Annotated in this window: 11 protein-coding genes; 4 read left to right on the top strand and 7 right to left on the bottom strand. The window is 61.6% G+C overall.

Going from position 1 to position 12,427, the window contains the following annotated elements; all coding sequences use genetic code 11:
• Window positions 1–196: 196 nt before the first annotated feature.
• Window positions 197–631, bottom strand: a complete 435-nt coding sequence (locus CXF97_RS01400) for a DoxX family protein (RefSeq protein WP_039759946.1) — start codon at window positions 629–631, stop codon at window positions 197–199.
• 113 nt (window positions 632–744) lie between these two features.
• Window positions 745–2,166, bottom strand: a complete 1,422-nt coding sequence (locus CXF97_RS01395; protein ID WP_101155466.1) for a transglycosylase SLT domain-containing protein — start codon at window positions 2,164–2,166, stop codon at window positions 745–747.
• A 235-nt stretch (window positions 2,167–2,401) separates the two neighbouring features.
• On the opposite strand from CXF97_RS01395, the gene CXF97_RS01390 reads away from it, so the two are divergent.
• From CXF97_RS01390 to CXF97_RS01380, 3 genes are all read left to right on the top strand, one after another.
• Window positions 2,402–3,208: a TatD family hydrolase gene (locus CXF97_RS01390; protein WP_101155464.1), complete on the top strand. Its 807-nt coding sequence runs from the start codon at window positions 2,402–2,404 to the stop codon at window positions 3,206–3,208.
• Window positions 3,209–3,391: 183 nt separating this feature from the next.
• A complete protein-coding gene (locus CXF97_RS01385) occupies window positions 3,392–4,873 on the top strand; it encodes a methyl-accepting chemotaxis protein (protein ID WP_101155462.1) in 1,482 nt (493 codons plus the stop codon).
• A 203-nt stretch (window positions 4,874–5,076) separates the two neighbouring features.
• A complete protein-coding gene (locus tag CXF97_RS01380; RefSeq protein WP_042607903.1) occupies window positions 5,077–5,442 on the top strand; it encodes an Mpo1-like protein in 366 nt (121 codons plus the stop codon).
• A 1-nt stretch (window position 5,443) separates the two neighbouring features.
• Here CXF97_RS01380 and CXF97_RS01375 read toward each other — a convergent pair whose 3' ends face one another.
• The 3 genes from CXF97_RS01375 to CXF97_RS01365 form a co-directional block, all read right to left on the bottom strand.
• On the bottom strand, window positions 5,444–6,238 hold the full coding sequence (locus CXF97_RS01375) for an acyl-CoA thioesterase II (protein ID WP_101155460.1): 795 nt from the start codon (window positions 6,236–6,238) through the stop codon (window positions 5,444–5,446).
• Window positions 6,239–6,386: 148 nt separating this feature from the next.
• On the bottom strand, window positions 6,387–7,145 hold the full coding sequence (locus tag CXF97_RS01370) for a CHAD domain-containing protein (protein ID WP_101155458.1): 759 nt from the start codon (window positions 7,143–7,145) through the stop codon (window positions 6,387–6,389).
• A 105-nt stretch (window positions 7,146–7,250) separates the two neighbouring features.
• Entirely contained in the window at window positions 7,251–7,529 is a 279-nt protein-coding gene (locus tag CXF97_RS01365; protein WP_016770894.1) for a hypothetical protein, read from the bottom strand.
• 215 nt (window positions 7,530–7,744) lie between these two features.
• Here CXF97_RS01365 and CXF97_RS01360 point away from each other — a divergent pair, with 215 nt between their 5' ends.
• The gene (locus tag CXF97_RS01360; protein ID WP_101155456.1) at window positions 7,745–8,782 is read left to right on the top strand and encodes a patatin-like phospholipase family protein; all 1,038 of its coding nucleotides are present in this window, start codon (window positions 7,745–7,747) and stop codon (window positions 8,780–8,782) included.
• A gap of 207 nt (window positions 8,783–8,989) precedes the next feature.
• Here CXF97_RS01360 and CXF97_RS01355 read toward each other — a convergent pair whose 3' ends face one another.
• A complete protein-coding gene (locus CXF97_RS01355; protein WP_101155454.1) occupies window positions 8,990–9,688 on the bottom strand; it encodes a response regulator in 699 nt (232 codons plus the stop codon).
• A gap of 48 nt (window positions 9,689–9,736) precedes the next feature.
• Window positions 9,737–12,388, bottom strand: coding sequence for a sensor histidine kinase KdpD (locus CXF97_RS01350; protein ID WP_101155452.1), 2,652 nt, complete (start codon window positions 12,386–12,388; stop codon window positions 9,737–9,739).
• Between the last annotated feature and the right edge of the window lie 39 nt (window positions 12,389–12,427).

Raw genomic sequence — 12,427 nt, 5'->3', positions numbered from 1 at the left:
AACCAGCGCTTTAGCGGTATTTCGAAGCCCTGTTCCGGCTTCTGACGGTAACTGTAGAAGTCACCTGGCGCCCCGCAAGTAGCTGTTTAAATCGGCGCATGAGCAACATCCTAGAGAACGTGACCAACCAGTGTCAAGAATCGCCCGCAACAAAAAAGGCCCGCACAATGCGGGCCTTTCCCTTGAGCCAGAGCCTTCAACCGGCGATGGCGCGATCCGCCGAAAGCTTGCCGGCACCTTCGATCAGTACCGCGATGCTACCGGCCAGCAGCGCCAGGGCGAATTCATAACCGTTGTTGGCCATGAACAGACCGTTGCCGATGTGCACCGAGAAGATTGCCACCAGCGAGAGGAACGCCAGACCGAGTGCCGCCGGGCGTACCAGCAGGCCGATAATCAGTGCCAGACCGGCGAAGAATTCCGTACCGCCGGCCAGCGAGGCCATCAGATAACCCGGGGTCAGGCCGATGCTTTCCATCCATTGCGCAGTGCCGGCCAGGCCGTAGCCACCGAACAGACCAAAGAGTTTCTGCGAACCGTGGGCGGCGAAGATCACGCCGACAGCAATGCGCAGGACAGTCAGGCCGTAACCGGCGCGGGTGAACAGAACCTTGTTGATCAGAGAACTCATGGGGCATTCCTTGTTGTGCAGAAGTGTTTGTGTGTTTGGGTTGGTCGCTATATTAATCAGTTTATTTCATGTTTAAAGCGCAAAAAATGCGCCATAAGAATCGGATTATTAGATTATTTCCGACTGACCACTTTCTGCTGCCGGGGCTCGAGCGACTCGCGCTCCCGATCGAATGCCAGGTAATACTTGTTCACGCTATTAACATAGCTGACGGCGCCCATTCCCACCTGCTCCATGGCAATGCGTTCAACCTGGAAAAACCACTGATTGGGATTCAAGCCACGGCGTCGGGCTTCGGCGCGCATGCCCTGCACGCGCTCGGGGCCGATGTTATAAGCGGCGAGGGTGAAAGCCATGCGCTCACGCTCGTTGAGTTTCGGGCTGCTGAAAAACTTGCGGCGGATCATCGCCAGGTACTTGGCGCCGGCCTGAACATTCGCATCGAGATTCTGGATATTGCTCACGCCGACCCGTTGCGCGGCAGACGGGGTGATCTGCATCAGCCCGGTCGGGCCGCTGCCACTGCGGGCGTTGGGCTGCAGGCGCGACTCCTTGAACGCCAGCGCCGCCAGGTTGAGCCAGTCCATGTTCTGAGCGTCGGCGTGCTTTTGCAGGGTCGGACGAAGTTTTTCCAGTCGCTGGCGATCACCTTTGGCCAGCGGATTGTGCACTTGATAGAGACGGCGATAGATGCGCAGGAACGCGGCGTCTTCGTCCGACGGCTTCTTGTAGCCGGTAAGAAAGCGGTCGATGCTCGCGCGCAACATCGACGCATCGCGGCGCACGAACCAATGCTCCTCGCCCGGCTCGCCCAGGCTCAATTGCCGATCAAGGCGCAGCTTCGGCAGGATCTTGCCCCAGCGCTCGGCAATCGGTTGCTCGACGATGGTCAGGTGGAAAATCCCGCCCTGGACCATCTCCAGCACGTCCTCAACGGCCAGCGTCGGATCAACCCATTCAATATTGATCGGCGCCAGTTTGTGCAACGCCAGTTTCTGGTTGAGCTGGCTGACCACCTCCCCCGCCGCACTGCCGGTGGGCAGCGCCAGGGTTTTGCCGGACAGTTGCTCAACCTTGGTATAGCGGCGCTGGCCCTTGATGCCGACCAGCACCAGCGGCACGTTGCTGGCAATCGGTTCGCTGCTGGCGACCGCATAGCCCGAGGGCAGATCGAGCAATTCACCGGGCGCGACCATATCGCCTTCGCCGCGCTGTAAAGCGCCGAGCAGTTGATCCTTGGCTTTGGGAATGATTTTGAGGGTGACTTCCTGGCCGTCGCGGGCATGGCCGTTAAGGTATTGCTCGAAGGCGCGCAGGCGATGGTATTCGACACCAATCGCCTGGCCCTGGACCTCGCCGGAGCTGTTACGGCTCTGATTGACCAGCACCCGCAATACGCGGCTGCTGCGAATTTCGGAGAGATCGCGGACCTTGCTTGCCGGCACGGCTTGCAGCGGCCCGGGCAGGCGCGCGACCGCCGTCATCGGCAGCAGCAACGCAGCACACAACAGCAGCAGAACCGAGGGACGATGCATCCACTCTCCGAAAAGAATACGGGGCGATTGCGTCGCAAAAGAGACGACATCACCGACGAAAACAGAGCGCTTTGTGCGCTGGTAAAGTGCGAGAGACTGGCACAGTGATGGCATTGTCGCCACCCCGGAGTCTTTCGCGGCCTCAACAGACAGCCTTAACTCGTTGTAGTTCTTGGCTTTTCTTATAAATCTACAGCTCTGATATGCTTTCCGGCCTTCGGCCCGAGGTAGCACCATGCAACTCATCGATATCGGCGTCAACCTGACCAACCCCAGTTTCGCCGACAAACACCAGGCCGTACTCGACCGCGCCTATGCCGCCGGCGTCTGCCAACTGGTGCTGACCGGCACCAGCGTCGAGGGCAGCGAGCAGGCGCTGGAACTGTGCCAGCAACTGGATGGAAGCGGCAAACAGCTGTTCGCCACCGCCGGTATTCACCCCCATTCGGCCAGCGACTGGAACGCCGACAGCGCGCGCCGCCTGCGCAGTCTGTTGAACGAATCCAGCGTCGTCGCGGTGGGCGAATGCGGGCTGGATTTCAACCGCGACTTCTCCCCGCGCCCGCAACAGGAAAAGGTCCTGGAAGAACATCTGGCGCTGGCCGTCGAACTGCAATTGCCGGTGTTCCTGCACGAGCGCGATGCCAGCCAGCGCCTGCTGGAGATCCTCAAGGACTTCCGCGATCAACTGCCGGCGGCGGTGGTGCACTGCTTCACTGGCGAGCAAAAGGCCTTGTTCAGCTACCTCGATCTGGATCTGCACATCGGTATAACCGGGTGGATCTGCGACGAACGCCGGGGCACGCATCTGCATTCGCTGGTGAAAGAGATCAAGCCGGGACGGCTGATGCTGGAAAGCGACGCGCCGTATCTGTTGCCGCGCACGCTGCGGCCGAAGCCGAAAAACGGCCGTAACGAGCCGGCGTACCTGACCGAAGTGCTGCGCGAGGTGGCGTTGCATCGCGGCGAGACCGAGGAAGCGCTGGCCGCGCATACCACCGCGTGTGCCCGGGCGTTTTTTAATCTTCCGATGTTGGTGTAAACCGCAAAAGATCGCAGCCTTCGGCAGCTCCTACAGAATGTACGCCGTGCCAATGCAAGAGCTGCCAAAGGCTGCGATCTGTTGATCTTTGATCTGTTGATCCGCATCAAAAAATGGTTTTCTGAATAGCGGCACAATAATGGCACCTTGCCAAAACTGTTTCCGCTATCAGAGAAGACCTCCATGGGTGCCTGGCTTAGCAATATCTCGCTGAAATACAAATTCTGGGCGGTCAACGCGGTCGCCTTTGTCACCACCCTGCTGTTGGTTTTGTACGCCGTACACCTCGAACAACAGGCCCGCAGCCACGCCGCGCAGGCATCCGCCCAGGCGCAGGCGCAGTTGCTCAAGGCCTGGCCGTCCGGGCAACCGTTGCCCAAGTCCGCTCAGGTGCTGACCTTCAAGCCCGGTGAAGCGCCGCGTCTGAACGATCAACCGCTGCTGGAAATCAGCGGCAGCATCGGCTGGAACACCATCAATCCTCTGCCACTGCTCGGCGAAAATCCGTTGATCGGCGCCGAGGTATTCAGCCGTGCCGATGGCGAACAAGTGGCGGTCATTGCCTATGCGCCGAGCCTGAGCCAAGTATTCAGCGAACGCTTCGCCAACTATGCGCTGGCGGTCTTGATTCTGATGCTGGCAATGCTCGGCGCTTCGCAACTGTTGATCCGCTTTCTGCTCAGCCAGCTCAACACCTTGAAAGACGTGATGCTGCACGTTGAAAAAACCGGCGATCTGTCAGCTCGCGTACCACTGGTGGGCAAAGATGAAGTCGGGCAGATGGCCAATGCCTTCAATGCCATGCAGGCCGGTTATCAACGCGTCGTGAACACTGTTGCCAACACCGCGAGGCAACTGGATGTCGGTGCCGCGCGGCTGGCCTCAAGCATGAACGATGTGCGTCACGGCATGCTCGGTCAGCAGAGCGAAACCGATCAGGCTGCCACCGCGATCAACGAAATGACCGCCACCGTTTATCACATCGCTCAACATGCGGGCGCCACGCGCGATCTGTCGAAAACCGCCGACGGCCTCGCCGGCAGTGGTCAGCAGGTGGTGGCGCGGGTGCAGCAATCGATTGCCGGGTTGTCCAGCGGCGTGCAGCAAACGGCGGAAATGATTCAACGCCTGGCCGAGGACAGCCAGAAGATCAGCGGCGTGGTCAGCGTGATTCACAGCATCGCCGAACAGACCAATCTGCTCGCGCTCAATGCGGCGATCGAAGCCGCCCGCGCCGGGGAGATGGGTCGCGGCTTTGCCGTGGTCGCCGATGAGGTGCGCAACCTCGCCAAGCGCGTGCAGGCGTCCACTGACGAGATCACCGGCATGATCGCCGCGTTGCAGGCCGGCACCCGCGATGCGGTGGATTTCATGCAGGAGAGTTCGTACAAGGCCGACGACTGCGTGCAGCAGGCCCAGGAAGCTGGCGCGGCGCTGGCGCAAATCACCGGCGCAGTCGCGCAGATGCGCGAAAGCAATACGCAGATTGCCGTCGCGGCGGAACAGCAGAGCCAGGTTGCCGAGGAGATGAACCGGGCGGTGGTGAGTATTCGTGATGTGACCGAAAACACCGTGCAGCAGACAGTGGAGTCGGCGACGACCAGTAATGAGTTGGCGACGATGGCCGGGGAATTGAACAAGGCGATAGGCCAGTTGAAGCTTTAAGATCAAAAATCAAGATCAAAAGATCGCAGCCTTCGGCAGCTCCTACAGGGGGAACGCATTTCAAAATGTAGGAGCTGCCGAAGGCTGCGATCTTTTTTGTCCATCATGGCTATGATGCCAATAGCCAACCTTGATTCGCCGCCCTCCGCGCCCGGGCCTATTCTTCAACCATGCAGTTCAACATGGATCGAGGAGTAGTAAACATGGGCAAACGTCACCCCAACCTTCCCGCGTGGCAATGGCGCGCCTACCCGGGCAATCATCAGCACCCGACCAATCTGGTCCTGCACCTGATTGCCGTGCCGCTGTTCATCGTGGCGTTTCTGCTGATCGTGTCGGGGGTGTTCAGCCTGAGTCTGGCCAGCGTCGCCATCGGTGTGATCGGGATTGTCGCGGCGCTGGGGCTGCAGCGCCACGGCCATAGCCTGGAGGCGCAAGCCTCCGAGCCGTTCAGTGATCGCCAGGATGCAGTTTCACGGTTGCTGGTCGAACAATTCCTGACCTTTCCGCGGTTCTTTCTCAGCGGCGGCTGGTGGCGCGCCTGGCGTGAGCGCCATCGTCGGCATTGATTCAGGCAAAGATGGTCACAGTCTGGCGACTCATCGCAATCAACTCTCCCTTCGCGCTCCACAGTTTGGCGGCGACATGACCGTAACCGTCGGCCGCGTATTCGATATCCGCCAGATATTGGCACCAGTCCAGCGTGCTCAAGTCGTGTAACGGCTGCACGAATTCAATGGTCCAGGTCAGCGTGCTACCCGGTGCAGGCTTTTTCAGATACGGCAACAGCGCCGGCGGCCAGGCATCCACCAGCGCCAGCAGATGCGCCTCGTTGACCGGCTCCTCTTTGACATCCCCACGCAACCGCACCCAACCGCCCATCAAGCGCGATGCCGTGCCGGAGAATGGAATGCCGCCGACGCTCCAGCGCATGGCCAGATGGCGCATGAATTCCGGGGTCACGCCTTTGATGTACGGCAGCTCCTGGCACTCGTCCCAGTGTTTCATGGTGGGCGCTGGATAGGCCTGGACGGCGACTTCCGAGGGCCGCGAGGCACCGAAGCTGCCCTGAATGATCGTCACCACTTGGCCATTTTGCATGGCACGGCCCAACACCTGGCTGACCGCTTTGCCTTCGCGCAACACGTCGACTTCGAAACTCACCGGCACTCCCGGCTCGACCGGGCCGACAAACGTGATCGCCAGCGAACGCACCGGGCGCTCCGTCGGCACTCTGGCACGCATGGCTTCAAATTGCAGCGCGGCCACCAGCCCGCCAAAACTGGCCCGCCCCTGACCCCATTCGGCGGGGATGGTCACTTCAGGTTGTTGGCGGACAGCATCGAGCAAATCGCAAAGGCGCATGGCAACCTCGGAAAGCGAGAAAGGGATGCGCGGATCTTACCCAGCCCGCAGCCGCGGCGCAGCGTCTATTCCGGTCAAATGGGCTGACAGATAGGCCTTGGCACTTTTCAGATGGATCTGGGGAATCCCTGTAGGGGATGCGCAAGCTTCAGGATTTGAAACACGTAGCGCTGAGTTTTTCCAGCACTTGATCGGCCTTCAGCTCTGCCTTGATCAGCCCGGCCTGCCAGGTTGCCACACACGGTTGCAGGTCGGCCTCCTGCTCGGCGCGCGCCAGCCATTGCCAGCAATCGTGCCAGTCGCCCAATGCGCCTTGCGCCGATTTCAGGCGTTTGTATGCCGGTTTCGGCAGGCGATCCAGCTCGGGATAAGCTTCGATGCCATAGCGTACGCGCTTGATCAACAAACGCAGACGATGGCGGTCATGGGCGGGATCGTGCAGCGCCGCATCGAGTTTCTGCCATTGTTTGCCCAGACGTTTTTCGATGCGTTTATCCAGATTCTTGAGCAGCCCCTGACGCTCGGACGCGCGCAGAAACCGTGGAAAGGCGTCGAGAATCATCAGCAACGACGCCACTTGCGCACTCGCCGCCAGTGCCGGATACGCCTCGGCCATTTGCGCCAGACGCCGCTGCGCAGCCTCGGGTTGACCATGCTCGAGCAGATACGCCGCCAGCACTTCGCGATCACGCCACGGCGTGGTCAGCTCGCCCACTGCCGAAGCCGCCGCCTCCAATTGCTCGACACCCGGCAAGCCGCGCAACGGCCGCAACAGACTGCGCAAGCGTCGCACCGTGGTGCGCAAATCATGCAACGCCTCGGGATCGGTACGTGCAGTCAAACGCGCCTGACACGCCAGCAGCCGCACATCCAGGCTCAACACATGAGCCACCAAGCGATCGATCATGGGGATCTACTCCGTAGACAGCTGCAAGTTGCAAGCTACAAGCTTCAAGTTGAATGCGTTTGCTTCAAAGCTTGCCGCCTGCCGCTTGAAACTTGCAGCTGCTTTTTATCTTCCTGCGCGGGATTCGCGAATGTAGAAGCGAGCTTTCTCGGCTTTCTTGCTGCAGCCTTCGAAGCCTTCAAATTGCTGCTGGGTCTTGGCGGCGGTCAGCAACGACAGTGCTTTGGAATAGCTGACGGTGCCGGCGAAGCCTTCAGCCTTGGCCAGGTCCAGTTCGTGCCAGGCCGCGTCGAGTTGGCTGCCGCAGCTGTCGCGGTAGGCGGTTTTGCCGGCGCAACCGGCCAGAACCAACGCCATCAACGGTACACAGATCCAGGCTTTCATCACTCACACCTCAAGGTAGGTCAACAGTCGTGCAGGTAAGACGGTCAAGCGGCGAAAAAGTGCCTCGCACGCCAACGAAACCAGCGTGGCGCAGAGCATAGCGCGCAAGCTTGAAGCGCGAGTGAAAAACGACGTCACAGCTTCGCGCAACGACCTTGGCGATTGAGCCGCCTGGCCGATGCGTGCATTGTGCAGGCTTGTCCGGAGGAAGTTTGATGAAAAAGCGTGTCGCACTGGTGCTGGGCTCCGGTGGCGCTCGGGGTTATGCCCATATCGGCGTCATTGAAGAAATTGAGAAACGCGGTTATGAAATCGCCTGCATCGCCGGCTGTTCGATGGGTGCAGTGGTCGGCGGGATCTATGCCGCCGGCAAACTGGATGACTACCGGCGCTGGATCGAAAGCCTTGATTACCTCGACGTGCTGCGCCTGGTCGATGTGAGTTTCCGTCTCGGTGCGATCCGCGGTGAAAAGGTTTTCGGGCAGATCCGCAAGATCGTCGGCGAGATCAACATCGAAGACTTGCGCATTCCCTACACCGCCGTCGCCGCCGACCTGACCAATCAGCAAGAAATCTGGTTTCAGGAAGGCTGCCTGCATCAGGCCATGCGCGCCTCGGCGGCGATTCCCAGCCTGTTTACCCCGGTGATGCAGGGCAACCGCATGCTGGTCGACGGCGGCATTCTCAATCCGTTGCCGATCGTTCCGGTGGTGTCCAGCCATTGCGACCTGATCATCGCGGTCAACCTTAATGCGACCAACCAGCGTCAGTACAAATTGCCGGTCATCGAACGTCCGCCGGCGTTCCGCTCGCGTTTTGACAGCCTGATCAATTCGCTGGGTTCGAAGTTGCCATTCCGGCGCAAACAGGCCGAGCAGTTGTTGAAACTGGAGCAGGAAGCGCTGCGCGCCGAAGCGGCAGAGATCAATCCGTGGCTCGAAGGCGTCGAACCGGAAAGCCAGCAACCGGCGGCCGCGCCCGAGCGCGAAGGCGCGCCGAAATCCGCCACCGGATCGTTCATCATCGATAACGTCGGGCCGGCATCGCTGCTGGATCTGATCAACCAGAGTTTCGAGGTGATGCAGACCTCACTGGCGCAGTACAAGATCGCCGGGTATCCGCCGGATATCCTGATCAACGTGCCGAAGCGGGTGTGCCGTTTTTTCGAGTTCTACAAGGCGCCGGAACTGATCGCGCTGGGGCGGGAGATTGCCAGTGATACGCTGGATCGGTATGAGCAGGAGCAGGGTTGAGCTGATCCGGATTTTTCAGAGTGATTGCTGACCTCTTCGCGAGCAAGCCCGCTCCCACGGGGTATGGGTGTGAATGGGATCTGTGCCATACACAGTTCACTGTGCTGGCCCCCACAGGTTTTCAGGGTTGAAGGATATCTGTGTCATACACAGTTCACTGTGGGAGCGGGCTTGCTCGCGAAGGGGCCAGCCCCGACAACACAATACTTACAGACCACCCTCCCCCAACAACCGATACCCAACCCCCGCCTCCGTCACGATAAACCGTGGCTGGGTCGGGTCATCCGCCAGTTTCTGGCGCAGATGCCCGACCACGATCCGCAGGTAATGACTGTCCTCGGTGTGCGTCGGCCCCCAGATATCCTTGAGCAATTGCTGCTGAGTGATCACCCGCCCCGGATGCCGCGCCAGTTGCGCCAGCACCGCGTATTCCTTGCGGGTCAGGGCGACTTCGGCGCCGTCGAGCAGTACCCGTCGATAGGCCAGATCCACAGTCAACGGGCCGAAATTCAGCGCCGCCGGTTGCGCCTGCCCCGCCGGGGCCTGGCGCAGCAACGCGCGAACACGGGCGAGAAATTCCTGGATGCCGAACGGTTTGGTCACATAGTCATTCGCGCCGCCATCCAGCGCTTCGACCTTCTGTCCTTCACTGGCGCGCACCGACAGCACCAGCACTGGCGTGCTCGCCCACTCGCGCAACTCGCGCAGCACTTGCTGACCGTCCATGTCCGGCAGGCCGAGGTCGAGCACCACCAGGTCCGGTTTGCTCAGCGCGGCTTGCGCCAGGCCTTCGGCACCGGTGCCCGCTTCGAGCACTTTATAGCCCTGTGAAGCGAGGCTGATGCGCAGGAATTTGCGAATCTGCGGTTCGTCGTCGATGACCAAAATGGTCGCGGTCTGGCTCATGGATTCACATCAACACAAAAGAGTGGCAAGAGAGTAGCGCAGTCGACTTCAAGCTTCACTGTCCATCCTCGGTTGCGCCTGCAACGGCAGATGCAAGGTGATGCAGGTGCCACGCCCGTCGATGCCGTCAGCCACGGAGATACGCCCGCCGTGCGCGCCGACCATGCCCTGACAGATCGCCAGGCCCAACCCGGTGCCCTGCCCGCCGCGATCACCGCGCGCGGCGGTGTAGAACATGTCGAAAATCTTCGCTCGATCCTCTTCGGGAATCCCCGGGCCTTCATCGCTGACCGCGAAAAAAATCTCCTGCTCATCGGCGCCGGCGCGCAGTTGCAAACGACCGTGGCTCGGCGAAAAACGGGCGGCGTTTTCCAGCACGTTGACCAGCGCCTGTTCGATCAGCGCAGCGTGCACATAAAGCAGCGGCAACTCGGCCGGCACCTCGGTGCTGACCTGCAACGGCGCCAACACGGCGCGCAGGCGATTGAGCGAACTGCCGACGATGTCGGCCGGTGACACCCAGTCCCGCGCCAGCTTCAGGGCGCCGTGGCCGAGGCGGGTCATGTCGAGCAGGTTCTGGATGTAACGGTCGAGGCGTTCGGCCTCATCGCGGGTGCCTTCAAGCAACTCGCGGCGGTCCTCCAGCGGGATCGCTTCGCCGAGGGCCAACAGGCTGTCGATGCTGCCGCGCATAGCGGTCAGCGGCGTGCGCAAATCGTGCGACACCGAGGCCAGCAAGGCGCTGCGCAATTGCTCGGTTTCGCCATGCAGGCGCGCCGCCTCCAGATCATCGGCCAACTGCGCGCGGGCCAGGGCTTGCGCCAGCGGCTGGCTCAGCGCAGTGAGCAAGCGACGGCGTTGACCGCTCAAGCTCTGGCCTTCCCGGGCGCACACACCGAGCAGCGCCAGCGGCCCGTCCTCGACCGATAACGGCCACCACCACCAACGCCCGAGCGGCAACGTGCCGGTGCCCTTGCCCGCCGGTTGATCGTGTTGCCAGGCCCAATCGGCAGCGGCGCGTTCGGCCTCGGTGAATTGCAGCGGCCCACCGGTTTCGACTTTCCAGCCGCCCTGCCCGTCGCGGTTGAGCAGGCACAATTGCAGGTCGCTCCAGCCTTCGAGGTGCTGCGCGGCGGCGCTGACCACGGCTTGGCGGTCGGTCGCAGCGGTGAGTTTGCGCGACAGGTCGAGCAGCTCGCTGGTCTCTTCCTGGGTATCGCTCAAGGCCTGCAATTGTCGGCGCTGTCGCGCTGCAAGGTTGCCAGTGAGCGCCGCCATCAGCAGAAAGAACAACAGCGTCAGCACGTCTTCTTCGCGCTGGATGCTGAAAGAGAAATTCGGCGGGATGAACAGAAAATCGTACGTCAGAAACGACAGCGCTGCACAGGCCAGCGCCGGGCCCAGGCTGCTGCGCACCGCCACCAGCAACACCGCTGCGAGGAACACCAGCGAGATGTTCGGCAGCGGCAACACGCTCGACACCGCCCAGGCCAAGGCACTGGCCAACAACGTGGCGACCAGCGCCAGCGCGTAGTCGAACCACACCAGCGTGGCTGGATTGCGCGGGCGCGGTTGGTGCTGTTCGTGGTCACTGTCGAGGACGTTGATTTCCAGACCGTGCGCCTGCCGCAGCAGGCGCGCCGCCAGGCCCCCGCCGAACAATCGCCGGCGCAAGCGCGGCCGCGACTGGCCGACCAAGAGCAGACTGGCGCGGCGCTCGGCGGCGTGTTGAATCAGGGTTTTCGCCACTTCGCCGGCGCGCAACAGCACCACTTCACCACCGAGGCGTTCGGCCAGTTGCTGCGCGCTTTGCAGGCGCAACCGCGATTGCTCGTCACGGGCGCTGCCGTTGTCGGCATGCACCAGACTCCACGGCAGATGCCGGCGCTGGGCGACGCGGCTGGCGTGTCGCACCAGACGCTCGGCCTGCGCATCGCCATCGACGCCGACCAGCAAACGCCCGCGCACCGCCGGCGCGGCCTGCCCCAACTGACGATAGCCTTGGGCAAGATCGTTATCGATTTGCGCGGCGGCAGTCTGCATCGCCAGTTCGCGCAGCGCGGTGAGGTTGGTCTGGGTAAAAAATGCATCGATAGCGGCGCGCGCCTGCTCGGGCACGTAGACCTTGCCTTCGCGCAGACGCTCGAGCAATTCCCGGGGCGGCAGGTCGATCAGCAGCAGCTCGAAGGCTTCCTGCAGGACCCAGTCCGGCAAGGTTTCGCGCACTTGTACGCCGGTGATGCCGCGCACTTGGTCGTTAAGGCTTTCCAGGTGCTGGACGTTGACCGTGGTGAACACGTCAATGCCGGCGGCGAGCAGTTCCTGAATGTCTTGCCAGCGCTTGGCGTGACGACTGCCGGGGGCGTTGCTATGGGCCAGTTCATCGACCAGTACCAGTTTCGGTCTGGCGGCAAGAATGCCGTCGAGGTCCATTTCCTCAAGCAGCACGCCACGGTATTCGCTGCGCACCAGCGGTTGCTGCGGCAGGCCGCCGAGCAACGCTTCGGTTTCGGCGCGGCCGTGGGTTTCAACCACGCCAGCGAGGACTTTCACGCCCTGGCGCAGTTGCGTGTGCGCGGCCTGGAGCATGGCGTAGGTCTTGCCGACACCGGCGGCGGCGCCGAGGAAAACCTTGAGCCGGCCACGGCCATCGCGGGGCAGGTCTGCTAACAGTGCGTCGGCGCGGCCGGAGTCGCTCATGCTTAGTGTTCTCTCTTCAGAATGATCGTTCCCACGCTC

The organism is Pseudomonas sp. Choline-02u-1, from assembly GCF_002836515.1.
Taxonomy (GTDB): domain Bacteria; phylum Pseudomonadota; class Gammaproteobacteria; order Pseudomonadales; family Pseudomonadaceae; genus Aquipseudomonas.
Note: the sequence above shows the minus strand (reverse complement) of the source record. Positions and strands in the feature narration are given on the sequence as shown.